At 65.8% G+C, this 13,127-nt stretch carries 10 protein-coding genes and 1 tRNA gene; 2 read left to right on the top strand and 9 right to left on the bottom strand.

The window, feature by feature from the left end; translation table 11 throughout:
- Positions 1-37: 37 nt before the first annotated feature.
- The 7 genes from purL to gpmI form a co-directional block, all read right to left on the bottom strand.
- A complete protein-coding gene (gene purL, locus BLU04_RS14630) occupies positions 38-2,365 on the bottom strand; it encodes a phosphoribosylformylglycinamidine synthase subunit PurL (protein ID WP_197672970.1) in 2,328 nt (775 codons plus the stop codon).
- Positions 2,366-2,386: 21 nt separating this feature from the next.
- Positions 2,387-3,082, bottom strand: coding sequence for a phosphoribosylformylglycinamidine synthase subunit PurQ (gene purQ, locus BLU04_RS14625; protein ID WP_093287646.1), 696 nt, complete (start codon positions 3,080-3,082; stop codon positions 2,387-2,389).
- A 45-nt stretch (positions 3,083-3,127) separates the two neighbouring features.
- On the bottom strand, positions 3,128-3,583 hold the full coding sequence (gene purS, locus BLU04_RS14620; protein WP_093287644.1) for a phosphoribosylformylglycinamidine synthase subunit PurS: 456 nt from the start codon (positions 3,581-3,583) through the stop codon (positions 3,128-3,130).
- Between the two features lie 14 nt (positions 3,584-3,597).
- Positions 3,598-4,896, bottom strand: a complete 1,299-nt coding sequence (gene purB / locus BLU04_RS14615) for an adenylosuccinate lyase (protein WP_093287641.1) — start codon at positions 4,894-4,896, stop codon at positions 3,598-3,600.
- Between the two features lie 806 nt (positions 4,897-5,702).
- Positions 5,703-7,541 (bottom strand): SPFH domain-containing protein, encoded by a 1,839-nt coding sequence (locus BLU04_RS14610; RefSeq protein WP_093287638.1) that lies wholly within the window; start codon positions 7,539-7,541, stop codon positions 5,703-5,705.
- A gap of 121 nt (positions 7,542-7,662) precedes the next feature.
- Complete coding sequence (locus BLU04_RS14605) at positions 7,663-8,784, bottom strand: hypothetical protein (protein ID WP_093287636.1); 1,122 nt, start codon at positions 8,782-8,784, stop codon at positions 7,663-7,665.
- 404 nt (positions 8,785-9,188) lie between these two features.
- Positions 9,189-10,775: a 2,3-bisphosphoglycerate-independent phosphoglycerate mutase gene (gpmI, locus tag BLU04_RS14600; RefSeq protein ID WP_093287633.1), complete on the bottom strand. Its 1,587-nt coding sequence runs from the start codon at positions 10,773-10,775 to the stop codon at positions 9,189-9,191.
- Between the two features lie 105 nt (positions 10,776-10,880).
- On the opposite strand from gpmI, the gene rpiB reads away from it, so the two are divergent.
- Positions 10,881-11,309 (top strand): ribose 5-phosphate isomerase B, encoded by a 429-nt coding sequence (gene rpiB, locus BLU04_RS14595; protein WP_093287631.1) that lies wholly within the window; start codon positions 10,881-10,883, stop codon positions 11,307-11,309.
- Between the two features lie 251 nt (positions 11,310-11,560).
- Here the strand turns inward: rpiB and BLU04_RS14590 are convergent, their stop codons facing one another.
- Complete coding sequence (locus BLU04_RS14590; RefSeq protein WP_093287628.1) at positions 11,561-12,154, bottom strand: hypothetical protein; 594 nt, start codon at positions 12,152-12,154, stop codon at positions 11,561-11,563.
- A 125-nt stretch (positions 12,155-12,279) separates the two neighbouring features.
- Between BLU04_RS14590 and BLU04_RS14585 the strand changes: the two genes are divergently transcribed.
- Positions 12,280-12,356: transfer RNA gene (locus BLU04_RS14585), tRNA-Arg, on the top strand.
- A 226-nt stretch (positions 12,357-12,582) separates the two neighbouring features.
- Here BLU04_RS14585 and BLU04_RS14580 read toward each other — a convergent pair.
- On the bottom strand, positions 12,583-13,059 hold the full coding sequence (locus tag BLU04_RS14580; protein ID WP_157895380.1) for a hypothetical protein: 477 nt from the start codon (positions 13,057-13,059) through the stop codon (positions 12,583-12,585).
- Positions 13,060-13,127 lie beyond the last annotated feature (68 nt).

The following is a 13,127-nucleotide window of genomic DNA, read 5'->3' as shown; positions in this document are numbered from 1 at the left end:
CCCGTTCCGGGACGCCCTTTTTGTCGGCGAGGATCTCTTAGGCCATGATCCGGTCGAGGCTCTCGCCCCAGGCCGTTTCCAGCTCGGGGAGGGGCCAGGAGAGGGTCTGTTCCCGGTAGTGGAGGACGAGGTCTTTCCCGCCGACGACGCCGATCCGCTGGGCGGGGACGCCCGCGGCGTCGCATTCGGCCAGCACCGCGCCGAGGCTCTCGCTGGAGACCGAGAGGATGATGCGGCTCTGGGTCTCGTTGAAGAGGGTGATGTCGAGGCGCTGGTCCCAGGGGAGGTCGACGATGGCGCCGAGGCCGGGCTGGGAGGGCGACTTCGAGGGGGAGCCGAGGCACGATTCGGCCAGGGCGAGGCCGAGGCCGCCCTCGCTGACGTCGTGGGCGCTGCGGACCCAGCCCTTCTTGATCAGCTCGACGACGGTGTGGTGGAGGTGCTTCTCCCGGCCGAGGTCGAGGAGGGGGGCGAAGCCGCGCTTCACGCCGTGGATCTCCTGGGCGTAGATGGTCCCGGCCATTTCCCAGCCGAAGCCGCCGAGGAGGACGATCTGGTCCCCCTCGTTCTTGAAGTCGGCGGTGGTGATGTGCTTCTCGTCCTCGATGACGCCGACCATGCCGATCGTGGGCGTGGGGTCGACGGCCCCGGCGGGGGACTGGTTGTAGAGGCTGACGTTGCCGCCGGTGACGGGGACGTCGAAGAAGCGGCAGGCGTGGGAGATGCCCTGGACCGATTCCTTCAGCTGCCAGAAGATCGCCGGGTTGTGTGGGTTGCCGAAGTTGAGGTTGTCGGTGACGCCGATGGGGAGGGCTCCGGTGACGGCGAGGTTCCGCGCGGCCTCGGCGACGGCGATCTCGCCGCCGCGGCGGGGATCGAGGAGGCAGTAGCGGGCGGTGCAATCGACGGTGGCGGCGAGGAACTTCGGCTTCGCGCCTTCCTCGGTGACGACGCGGAAGACGGCGGCGTCGCTGCCCGGGGGGACGGCGGCACCGAGGCGGACCATGTGGTCATACTGCCGGTAGACCCACCGCTTCGAGGCGAGGCTCGGCGCGGAAATCAGGTCGAGGAGGGTTTTCTTGTAGTCGGAAGGCTCGGGCGTCATGCCGAGGTCGAAGCGGTTCAGCTCGGCCTGGTGCTCGGGCATCTTCGACTCGCGGTAGTAGATGGGGGCCTCGTCGGTGAGGGAGGCGGCGGAGATCTCCGCGACGGTGATGCCGTGGAATTTCACGCGCATGATGCCGTCGTCGGTGACCTTGCCGATCTCGGCGACGGGGAGGTCCCACTTCTCGAAGATCGCCTTCACCTCGGCCTCGAAGCCCTTGCGGACGATAATGAGCATCCGCTCCTGCGACTCGGAGAGCATGATCTCGTAGGGGGTCATGTTCGCCTCGCGCTGGGGGACGTACTGGAGGTCGATCTCGATGCCGGTGCCGCCGCGGCTCGCGGTCTCGCAGGTGGAGCAGGTGAGGCCCGCCGCGCCCATGTCCTGGACGCCGACGACGGCCTCGGGATGCTTGAAGAGTTCGAGGCAGGCCTCGAGGAGGAGCTTCTCCATGAAGGGATCGCCGACCTGGACGGCGGGGCGGTCGGCCTTGGAGTCCTCGGTCAAATCGCGGGAGGCGAAGGCGGCACCCGCCAGGCCGTCGCGGCCGGTGCGGGCGCCGACGTAGAAGACGGGGTTGCCGAGGCCGGAGGCCTTGCCCAGGCGGATCTGGTCGTGCCGGAGGATGCCGAGGGAGAAGGCGTTGACGAGGGGGTTCCCCTCGTAGGAGGGATCGAACTGGACCTCGCCGCCGATGGTCGGGACGCCGATGCAATTGCCGTAGTGGGCGATGCCGCTGACGACGCCGCTGAAGAGGCGGCGGTTGTGCTTGGCGGCGGGGGAATCGCCCCGGATCTCGCCGAAGCGGAGGGAGTTCAGGTTGAAGACCGGGCGGGCCCCCATGGTGAAGATGTCCCGCAGGATGCCGCCGACGCCGGTCGCCGCGCCCTGGAAGGGCTCGACGGCGCTCGGGTGGTTGTGCGACTCGATCTTGAAGGCGACGGCCCAGCCGTCGCCGATGTCGATGACGCCCGCGTTCTCGTCGCCCGCCTTCACGAGGACGGTGGGGCCGGTGGTGGGGAAGTTCCGCAGCTCGGGGCGGGAGTTCTTGTAGGAGCAATGCTCGCTCCACATGACGGAGAAGATGCCGAGCTCGGTGATGTTCGGGTGCCGCCCGAGGATCTTCACGACGTGCTCGTATTCCTCGGCGGTGAGGCCGTGTTTCGCGATGACGGCCTCGGGCATGGCGGGGTTGCCGCTGGCGTTCGTGGTGGCCTTCGGGGCGGGCGTTTTCTTCGTGCTGCTCTTGCTCGTGGGCATAGGAGGAAAGGGGAAAGGACGTTAGTTCTTGGAAAGGACTTCGATCGCCGACTGGAAGAAGGCGAGGCCGTCGGTCGAGCCGAGGACGGCCTCGGCGGCCCGCTCGGGATGGGGCATGAGGCCGACGACGTTGCCGGCCTCGTTGCAGATTCCCGCGATGTTCAGGCGGGAGCCGTTGGGGTTCGCCTCGTCGGTCGCCTTGCCGGCGGCGTCGACGTAGGTGAAGAGGATCTGGCCCTTGCTGCGGAGCGCCTTCAGGGTGGCGTCGTCCGCGTAGTAGTTCCCCTCGCCGTGGGCGATCGGGATCTCAAGGGTCTGGCCGGTGAGGTAGTGGCGGGTGACGAGGGAGTCGGGCCGCTCGACGCGGAGGCGGACGGTCTCGCAGCGGAAGTGCTGGTCCCGGTTGCGCAGGAGCGCGCCGGGGAGGAGGCCCGCCTCGGTGAGGATCTGGAAGCCGTTGCAGATGCCGAGGACCGGCTTGCCCTTGGCGGCGGCTTCCTTCACGGCCTTCATCGCGGGGGAGAACCGGGCGATGGCGCCGCAGCGGAGGTAATCGCCGTAGGAAAAGCCGCCGGGGACGATGACGGCGTCGGCGTCGCGGAGGTTTTCCTCCTTGTGCCAGACGGTGTAGGCGTCCTGCCCGAGGACGTTCTTGAGGACGTGGTGGCAGTCCTGGTCGCAGTTCGACCCGGGGAATTGGAGGATGGCCCAGCGCATCTGTTTTGGTGAGGTTGAGGGGAGGGTTGCTTGCTTCGTTGCGGGCTACTTCTTCTTCGCCGTTTTCTTGGCGGGGGCCGGGGCGGGCGCGGCCTTCTTCGCCGGGGCGGCGGGCTTGGCGGCTTTGGCGACCTTCACGGCCTTGGGGATCTTGACGACGGCGGGCTTCGTCTTGACCGGGGCGGGCTTGGCTTTCTCGACCTTGGCGACGGGGACGGCGGCGGTCTTGGGCTTGGCTTCGACCTTGGCGGGTGAGGCGACGCCCTCGAGCTGGAGGGTGTAGTCCTCGACGACGGGGTTCGAGAGGAGGTCGCCGCTGATCTCGTCGAGCTTCTTGCGGAGCGCCTCGACGTTGTTGCCGGAGACTTCGAGCTCGATGTACTTGCCGATGCGGGCGGAGGAGACGGCGTCGAAGCCGAGGGAGTGGATGGCGCGGCGGACGGCCTCGCCCTGGGGGTCGAGGACGCTCTTCTTCGGGGTGACGATGATGCGGGCGATCATGATGATGGTTCCTGTTATTTGGTGATACCGAGTTTCTTGAAGGTCGATTTGACGTGGCGGAAGTGTTTGGCCGGGGAGCAGGCGATCTCGATTTCCTTCGGGGAAAGGTACTTCGCGATGGTCGCCGACTTCTTCACGTGGCCGATGAAGGGCTCCTGGGTCCGCCAGCAGTCCATGGCGGCGCTCTGGACGGCCTCGTAGGCGTCGCGGCGGGCGGCCCCCTTGTCGGTCAGCGCGAGGAGGATGCTCTGGGAGCCGTAGAGGCCCTTCGTGAGCTCCATGTTCCGCTTCATGTTCTCCGGGTAGACGATCTGGCGCTCGATCATCTTGTCGAGGAGGACGAGCATGTAGTCGAGGGCGATCGTGGCGTCGGGGAAGATGATCCGCTCGACGGAGGAGTGGGAGATGTCCCGCTCGTGCCAGAGGGCGACGTTCTCCAGGGCGGCGACGGCGTGGCCGCGGATGAGGCGGGAGAGGCCGCTCAGTTTTTCCCCGGTGATCGGGTTCCGCTTGTGGGGCATGGCGCTGCTCCCCTTCTGCCCGGGGGCGAAGTATTCCTCGACCTCGAGGACCTCGGTCCGCTGGAGGTGGCGGAATTCGGTGGCCCAGCGGTCGACGCTCGAGGCGATGAGCGCGAGGGTCGTCATGAAGTGGGCGTGCCGGTCCCGCTGGAGGGTCTGGGTGCTGAGGTCGGCGGCCTTCAGTTTCAGCTTCTTGCAGACGTAGGTCTCGACGCGGGGATCGAGGTGGGCGTGGGTGCCGACGGCCCCGGAGAGCTTTCCGACGGCGATCTGGGCGCGGGCCTCCTGGAGGCGGGTGATGGAGCGGCCGAACTCGTCGTACATGAGGGCGAGCTTCAGCCCGTAGGTGAGGGGCTCCGCGTGGATGCCGTGGGAACGGCCGATCATCGGGACGAGGGCGTATTTCTTCGCCTTGGCGGCGACGGTCTTGCGGAGGCTCTTCAGGTCGGCGAGGAGGATGTCGGCGGCGGCGACGAGCTGGAGGGCGAGGGTGGTGTCGAGGAGGTCGGACGAGGTGAGGCCCTGGTGGATCCAGCGCCCGGCGGGGCCGACGTGGTGGGCGACTTCTTCGAGGAAGGCGAGGACGTCGTGGTTCGTCCGCTTTTCGTTCTCGTGGACCTGGGCGGCGCGGTAGGTGGCCTTGGCTCGGACGGTCTTGGCGTCGGCGGCCGGGATCTGGCCGATCTTGGCCATCCCCTCGACGGCGAGGACCTCGATCTCGAGCCAATGGTCGAGTTTGGTCTTTTCTTCCCAAATGGCCGTCATTTCCGGCCGCGAATAGCGTGCGATCATGGAACCGAAGAGACTAGGCGGGAGGGGGACACTCCGTCAATGGCATCTGGAGAGGGGGGGCGCGAAGTTGTGGGGTGTGCCCTTTGGGGCTGGCGGGGTCGACCCTGTACAGCTGGAGGTAACCCGCTTTAACGCCACAGAGGGGCTCCGCCCCTCCGTGACCTCCTGTTCTGAGGGCCTGAACTAGGCGGACGCGTTTCCCCCTGCGCCTTGTCTCCTCACTGGATTAAAATCGGATGGTTCCAGTACGCCCGAGGGTACGTACGGAAGGGGTAGCGGTACCAATACGCCCTGACTCCCATCGGGAGGGAAGCGTATGGGAGAGATATATTCAGGGTTCAGCCCCGAGGAGATAGGCCTGTATCCTTGGATGCTCTTTCCCATGGCTCGGCCCTCATGGAGGTTAAGATCCAGCGGAGTAGAGCGGGCGTATGGGAGATCGGCCTCTCGGTTCCGCCAGTGCTGGGAAACGTTTTTCTTCCATGCGCTTGGCAAATGGAGTGCTTGGGAGAGGGACGCTCGGCGACGCCACGGAGCGGGGCAGCCCTTCGGGACCTGCGCGGTCAACCCTGTACAGGTGGAGGCGATCCGCTTTATAGCCCAAGAGGGGCTTTGCCCCTCCTGGAACCTCCCCTTCGGAGGGCCTTAGCTAGGCGGACGCGCTTGGGCGGCGTCTCGTCTACTAACTGGATTAAAATCGGATGGTTCCTGGAGCGTCCGAGGGTACGAGCTATAGGGAGAGACGGGGCCAATACGCCCTGACTCCTATTGGGAGGGGCGCTTGGGATGATCACGCGTTCCTGCGCCTAGGCGGACGGTGCTGGCGGTATTACGCGGGGCTGTGCGGGGTGATCCTTGGCGATCAGGTTCGCCAGGAGGACGCTGACCAGGGAGCCGCCTTCTCCCTTTTCTCCGCCGCCGGCGACGGTGATGTGGGGGACGAGGGGCATTCCGGAGGCGGCGAGCGCCTTTCCGATCTCGATGGTGGCGTAGTTGCCCTGGCCGACGGCCTCGGTCTTCAGCCGGATGACCTCGGCTTCGGCGGTGCCGACGGCGGTGATCTTCCGGCCTTCGGCGTCGCCGACGAGGCTCAGGACCTCGGCGTCGGCGGCGGCGTTGATCTTCTTCGCGTCGGCCTCGCCGCTCGCCTTCTTCACGGCGGCCTTCGCCGCGAAGTCGGCGATGCTGACGCTCCGCTCGGCGTCGACGACGCGGGCCTGGGTGTCGGCGAGGGACTTCGCCTGCTGGAAGGCCATGCGGTTGTCCTCGGCGACTTTCTGGGTCTGGTAGGTCACCGTCTCCTGCTCGGCGATCTTCCGGTCGGTGAGGGTCTTCATCAGGTCCTCGGGCGGGACGATGTCGCCGATGAGGGTATCGACGGCGACGACGTCGTACTCGGTCAGCGCCCCGGCGATCCGGCTCCGGGCGTCGGCCTGCCGCTGCTGGCGCTGCTTGAGGAAGTCGATCACGTCGGCCCCCTGGGCGGCGTTGCGGAAGTAGTTGCCGATCGTCGGCTCGAGGACCTGGGTGACGAGGTTCGCCATGTTGCCGAAGCGGGCGATGACCTTCGGGGCGGCGTTGCGCGGGATGTGGATGATCTGCGAGACGTCGAGGTTGAAGCGGAAGCCGTCGGAGGAGCGGACGGTGATGGTGGAGAGCTTCTCGTCGAGCTTGTGGGACTCGCTCTTACCGGTCGCCCAGTTCAGGACGACGTTGGCCGTCGGGACGTTCTCGACCTTGTGGGTATAGGGGTTGATCGGGTACTTGCCGGGGTCGAGGGGCTCCGCCCAGACGCCCTTCTGGCCGCGGCCGACGAGGTTGCCGTGCTTGAAGCTGTCTCCCGAGAGGTCGACCCCCTTTTCCCCGACGTAGGCGATGACGACGCCCGCGTAGGCGATGGGGACTTCGGTCATCGGCTTCAGCTCGATCCGGGCGAAGGCGGGATTGATGAAGTAGCGGCCCGCGAGGAGGACCTGCTCCTGGAGGCCCTTCGAGCCGCCATTGTCGAGGAACGACTGGGCGTCCTGGTACATGTTGTGGTTCTCGATCTCCTTCCCCGCGATGTCGCCGGTGGCGAGGGGGAAGCCTTCCTTCGTGGTGACGACGCCGACCATGTTGTCGGGGATGTCGAGGACGTCGGCCTCGGTGATCGTGAAGAGGGCGGTGTTGATCCGGTAGTCGCCGGGCGGGATGATGGTGATCTGGGTGCCGCGCTCGCCGCCGTCGGTGAGGAAGGCGCGGGCGTTCTGGAACGAGTCGCAGGCGACTTTCTTCGCCAGGACCTTGCCACCCCGCAGGGGGTTGCCGCCGCGGGCCTCGACGACGCCGACCTTGCCGCCGCGGACGGTGGTGAAGGGCTGGATGCTGACGGCGAACTGCCAGGGCCAGAGCCAGAAGTGGACGCCGGGGGAGAGGGTGTCCGCCTGCCAGCCCGCCTCGCCGTGGAGGGCGATGATCTCGCCGTCGGGGAGGCTGCGGTGCTCGCCGAAGAGGACCCACTTCTTGTTGAGCAGGCCGATGGCGTCGTTCGGGATGATGACGACGCCGAAGAGGCGGAGGATCGCCTTGTAGCAGACCAGGGCGATGAGGAGGAGGATCAGGGCTACGACGGAGACGCCAATGATGAGGATCGTGTTCGAGTCCATAGGGGTGAGGGAGGGTTACGTTGTAGCCATCCCGGACCCGGCGAACAAGCGATGTCTCCCGAAGTAGCCGGGGAAAATGACGAATCCGGCTGAAGAGTGAGGGGCCGGAAGGAGGGAGGCTCTAGTGGCCGAATCCGAAGTCGTTCGGGTCCTTGACCTTGGAGCGGTAGGGGGCCGTGGTGGGCGGGGCGGCGCTCGTCGGGATCGAGGGGGTGACGATCGGGCGGGGGGTCGAGATGGCCGAGGTCGGCATCGAGGCGGGGATCGGATTGGAGAAGCTCTGGCTGGTGAAGAGGGTCGGCATCGCCGAAGGGGGGAGGGAGGAGGGGCTGATCGAGGCGGTCCGCATGGTATTGGCCGAGGGAAGGGCGGCGGTCTGGCCGAAGGAGGCGGAGCCGGGGACGATGCCCGAGGTGATGGGGGCGGTCCCGGCGATCGAGGTGGAGGAGAAAGTCGGGGTCGAGGCCGTGGCGGCGCCTCCCTTGCCGTTGCCGGTGAGGACGACGGGGGCGAGCATGTCGGGGTTGATCGGCTCGATCGAGGCGATGGCGGCGGAGGAGCCTGCCGCCGCCGAAGCGGTCGCGTTGCCGCCGCCTTCGAGCGGCTTGCTGACTTCCTTGTTGAGGCCCTGGAGGAGGGGCTTGAAACCGTTGCCGTTGGCCGAGTTGGCGGAGCCCGACGAATCGGAGCCCTTGTCCTGGCCGGGGGCGGAGTTCGTCATCGCAAGGCCATCGCCGGTGTTCTTCGTCGCGGCGGTGTTTTTATCCTTGTCCTTGTCGGCGGCCTTGGCGGTTTTCTTCGCGTCGGCGGTCTCGTCGGAGCCGAGGCCGGCTCCTTCCTTGCTCGCCTTTTCGCGGTCCTTGGCGATCTGTTGGGGATCGAGGAGCTTTTTCTCGTCGTAGGGGTTGGCCTTCTGGCCGTTCTTGTCGGTGCCGAGGGCGTCCTGCTCTTTCTTGATCCCCTTGGCGAGCCAGTCGGAATTGGGGTTGGAATCGTTGCTCTTCGCCTTCGGGTCCTTGAGGGTCTTCCCGTCGGGCTTCAGGAGGCTGGTCGAGTCGGAAGGGGAGGGGGCGGGCGTCGGCGTGGCGACGGGCGTATTCGGCATGAGCGAATCGGGCGTCAGCGCGGGCGAGGTCGAGGGCCCCATTCGGGAGGAGTCGACGGGGGCGTAAATGGACTGGGGAAGGACGGCGGTACCGTCGGCGCGCAGGGGGAGTGTCCCGAACGCGGCCAAGGAGCCCAAGAGGAGGGTCTGGAAAGTTAAACTGCGTACCTTCACTGCTTAAGGATACCTTGGAATCCGTTGGGTAGCAATCAAAGTCAGGCAAAAAGGGCTCCTTTTACCACTTAGGGGAAAAGGGCCATGAGTGAGTGGGGAAAGGGGGCGCGGGGGAGTGGCGGCCCTTCGGGACGGGGTACATGGCCCTGTACAGCTGGATGCGATCCGCGCGTTTAAAGATGCAAGAGGGGCTGCGCCCCTCCTGCACCGCCCCCTCTGATGGGCCTTGGTGTAGGCGGAGCGCGACCCAAAAGGCCTATCTCCCATAAGCCTGCTCTATTCCGCTGGATCTAACCTCCTTGAGGGCCGAGCCATGGGAAGGAGCATCCGAGGAGCAATCTTATGCTCCTCGGTGCCGGGAGCTCCCCCTACTTCCGCACGATCAGGCTATGCCCCGTCATTTCTGCCGGTTGCGGCACGCCGAGGAGGTCGAGGAGAGTCGGGGCGACGTCGGCCAGGACGCCGTTCTTCAATTCGACCGATTCATGATCGGCTCCGACGTAGAGGAAGTGGACGAGGTTCGTCGTGTGGGCGGTGTGGGGGGTGCCGTCTTCGGCGATGAGGCGCTCGCAGTTGCCGTGGTCGGCGGTGACGAGGACGGCCCCGCCGAGGGAGAGGATCTTGTTCACGACCTTCTCGACGTCGCGGTCGATCTCCTCGACGGCCTTGATTCCGGCCTCGACGATGCCGGTGTGGCCGACCATGTCGGGGTTGGCGAAGTTCAGGATGAGGAGGTCGTACTTCCCGGTGTCGAGCCGGGCGAGGACCTTGCCGGTCAGCTCCGGGGCGCTCATCTCGGGCTGGAGGTCGTAGGTGGCGACCTTCGGGGAGGCGGCCATCTCCCGGTCCTCGCCGGGGTAGGCGATCTCGACGCCGCCGTTGAAGAAGTAGGTGACGTGGGGATATTTCTCGGTCTCGGCCATGCGGAGCTGGGTCTTGCCCGCCGCGCTGACGACCTCGCCGAGGATGTTCTTCATGCTCTGCGGCCCGTAGAGGACCTTCACGCCGCGCGCGCCGAAGGTGGCGTCGTACGCAGTCATCGTGGCGAAGGCGACCCGGGGGACCTTCCCGGTCTCGAAGCCCTTGAACTCGGGATCGAGGAAGACGTGGGAGAGCTGCCGGGCGCGGTCGGAGCGGAAGTTCGTGAAGAGGATCGCGTCGCCGTCGGCGATGAGGGGGCGGGGGTGGTCGACGAGGACGGTGGCGGGGAAGAACTCGTCGGTCTTCCCGGCGGCGTAGGCGGCCTCGATGGCGGCGATCGGATCGGCCGCCTTCGCGCCGATGCCGGAGACGACGAGGTCGTAGGCCTGCTTCACCCGCTCCCAGCGGTTGTCCCGGTCCATGGCGAAGTAGCGGCCGATCATCGTGGCGAGGGTGCCGTGGCCGATCCGGGCGAGCTGCGCTTGCAGGGCCTTCACGTAGCCGAGGCCGCTGGAGGGGGGCGTGTCCCGGCCGTCGAGGAAGGCGTGGACGTAGACCTGCGCGATGCCCGCCGCCTTCGCCGCCTCGATGAAGGCGTAGAGGTGCTCCTGGCTGGAGTGGACACCGCCGTCGGAGAGGAGGCCGAAGAGGTGGAGGGCGCCGTTCTTCGCCTTGAGGTCGGCGAGGAAGGCGGCGAGGACGGGGTTCTTCGCGAACTCGCCGTCGGCGATCGCCTTGTTGATCCGGGTGAGGTCCTGGTAGACGATGCGGCCCGCGCCGAGGTTCAGGTGGCCGACCTCGCTGTTCCCCATCTGGCCCTCGGGGAGGCCGACGTCGAGGCCCGAGGCGCTGAGGCGGCTCTGGGGGTAGGTGGCGTAGAGGTGGTCGTGGAAGGGGGTCTTCGCGAGGAGGGTCGAGTTCCCCTCCTTCACCGCCGCGGGGGACTGGTGGTCGTTGCCGCTGGCGGGGCTGATGCCCCAGCCGTCGCGGATGATGAGGGCTACGGGGCGGTGGGGGGCGGGGGAGGTGGACATAGACGGGTTATATCTACGACGGAACGGGCGGGATTGCCAATCTTCGATTCAAGTCTGCGGTTGAAAAGCGTCATGAAATAGGTTCAATTGCTACACCACTCCCCCATGAAAATTTCCATCGGCTCCGACCACGCCGGCTTCCGCTACAAGGAGGCCATCAAAGCTCACCTCGAAGGCAAGGGCCATGAGGTCCTCGACTTCGGGACCCATTCCGACGCCTCGTGCGATTATCCGGTCTACATCCGTCCCGCCGCCGAGGCGGTGGCGAAGGGTGAGGCCGTCTGCGGCATCGTCCTGGGCGGCTCCGGCAACGGCGAGGCGATCGTCGCGAACAAGGTGAAGGGGATCCGCTGCGCGGTCTGCTTCTCCCTCGACACCGCGAAGTGGGCCAAGGGCCACAACAACGCGAACGTCATCTCCATCGGAGAGCGGACGGTGAGCCAGGAACTGGCCCTCCAGATCGTCGACGCGTGGCTGGCGACCGAGTTCGAGGGGGGACGCCACCTCAACCGGATCAACCAGATCGAGGGGTAGGGGGTTCGCGAAGGAGGCGGTGAATGCCCTTCGGGACTGGGTACAGACCCTGTACAGGTGGATGTAACCCGCACGGGTTAGACGACGCAAGAGGGGCTTCGCCCCTCCTGGACCTCCCCGTCAGATAGGCCTGAACTGTTTGGAGCGGTACCACATTAGGCTGTCCGCTTCGGGTAAAGCGCGTCCGCTAGTTCCCCTGTCCGCTTGGGAGGAACTACGCGTCCGAATGTTGGGGGAGAGCCGAGGGGGACTTAGTTTACCGCTCGATTCCCCGCCCGGTTCATCGCCTGGACGGTAATGCCGATCGCAGCGAGGACGGCGAAGACGATCAGTCCCGTCCGGCCCGCCCCGCCCGCGACGGCGGCGATGCCACAGCTGCGGACGATGAGGGAGGCCCCGTAGAGGGAGGAGAGGACGATCAGGCCCCAATCGAAGAGGACCAGGGCGAGGACCGCCCCGAGGATGCCCCCGATGATGAAGGGGAGGTTCGGGGCGATGTGGGGGATGAAGCGGCCCAGTTCCTGGAGGGAGACGGGGGGCGCCCAATCGGGGCCGGTCGAGGAAACCAGGCCGAGGCGGAAGGCGATCTCGCAGACCGCCGCCCCGCCCGCGAAGAAGCCGACCCAGGCCGCCGCGAGCGGCTGGAAGCAGATCGCGAGGACGATCCCGAGGCCCGCCCCGGCGACGGCGGCGAGGAGTTCCATCCACCAGGGACGCCCGACGAGCCATTGGAGGCCGAGCTGCCAGCCGATCACCGCCCCGATGACGGCGACGCCGACCCAGAAGAGAGTCCGGCCGAGAAGGAGGAGTACCACGCCGCAGAGAAGGGGAAGCCAGTCGATCATATCCCCGAAGATAGCGCGGTTTGCTTTTTCGCGCTAGGGCTCACTTCTGACTTGCCCGAAGGAAGGGCTCCCCTCATAGTCCCTCTCCCTTATCGGGAGCCGTCCGATTCCCCCGGACAGCCATCGCACTCGTAGCTCAACTGGATAGAGTACAGCCCTCCGAAGGCTGGGGTTTTGGGTTCAAATCCCAACGAGTGCACCACTTCCAACACCATTGCCCCAAAGGGTGTTACGCCCTGGAAAATGCAGGGATTTGTATTTAATCAAACGGACTGTAAGTGTTTGGAGCTGAAATGCGGCCGGCCGTAACTCTGCCGACTCGAAAACAGCCCTTGGTTGCCCTCATTGTTGCATGAATCACCATTCCGGTCTTCGTCAGCGACCCGCTTGGGTGTGCTGGATTGGCCTCGCCTTGCTCTTGATTCAGCCTAACGGATCGCGAAAACAATCTCCTCCCAGTAGCCGTCCCCCCGCTCCTTTTTCATGTTGTCAGAAAAAGGCTCTAACGGAAGGCCTTCTCGGATTGCTCTAAGGGAAACTGCTTTCAAAACGTCGGCCTGGCCACTGGACGAAATGGTAGTGATCTGATCGATCATGCCGTTGGCTCGGACGTAGAATTTGAATCGAACTTCCCCGACGCCGATGAGAGGCATGTTTTTTTCGACGTTGATATACCAGTAGGTGCCGATGGTCTTGTAGAGCTTCGACTCGTACTTATCGGATTCGGACGCATCGACTCCATCGTTCACGATCTCTTTGGGAGCGCCTCCCTTAATTTGAGAGCGGACCTGAATGAATGTGTGAGTAGGCGGAATGGAATCAACAGCCGCCGTCGGAATGAGGTCTTCGGCGTGGACGGCGAGCGCCAGGAAGGCCGAGACAAAGAAGAGGTGGCAGGGCTTCATATTAGCACCGTAGCGCAGAACCACGCGCAAGGCATCGACAAACCACTTTTCTCTTTGCTTTCTCTCCT

This window comes from Verrucomicrobium sp. GAS474, from assembly GCF_900105685.1.
In the GTDB taxonomy this organism is placed as follows: Bacteria; Verrucomicrobiota; Verrucomicrobiia; order Methylacidiphilales; family GAS474; genus GAS474.
The sequence above is the reverse complement of the archived record's forward strand: the minus strand, read 5'-3'. Positions and strand labels throughout refer to the sequence as shown.

Coding starts and splice junctions, on each gene's coding strand:
- purL (WP_197672970.1), bottom strand. CDS start 2,365: ATGCCCACGAGCAAGAGCAGCACGAAGAAAACGCCCGCCCCGAAGGCC.
- purQ (WP_093287646.1), bottom strand. CDS start 3,082: ATGCGCTGGGCCATCCTCCAATTCCCCGGGTCGAACTGCGACCAGGAC.
- purS (WP_093287644.1), bottom strand. CDS start 3,583: ATGATCGCCCGCATCATCGTCACCCCGAAGAAGAGCGTCCTCGACCCC.
- purB (WP_093287641.1), bottom strand. CDS start 4,896: ATGATCGCACGCTATTCGCGGCCGGAAATGACGGCCATTTGGGAAGAA.
- BLU04_RS14610 (WP_093287638.1), bottom strand. CDS start 7,541: ATGGACTCGAACACGATCCTCATCATTGGCGTCTCCGTCGTAGCCCTG.
- gpmI (WP_093287633.1), bottom strand. CDS start 10,775: ATGTCCACCTCCCCCGCCCCCCACCGCCCCGTAGCCCTCATCATCCGC.
- rpiB (WP_093287631.1), top strand. CDS start 10,881: ATGAAAATTTCCATCGGCTCCGACCACGCCGGCTTCCGCTACAAGGAG.
- BLU04_RS14590 (WP_093287628.1), bottom strand. CDS start 12,154: ATGATCGACTGGCTTCCCCTTCTCTGCGGCGTGGTACTCCTCCTTCTC.
- BLU04_RS14580 (WP_157895380.1), bottom strand. CDS start 13,059: ATGAAGCCCTGCCACCTCTTCTTTGTCTCGGCCTTCCTGGCGCTCGCC.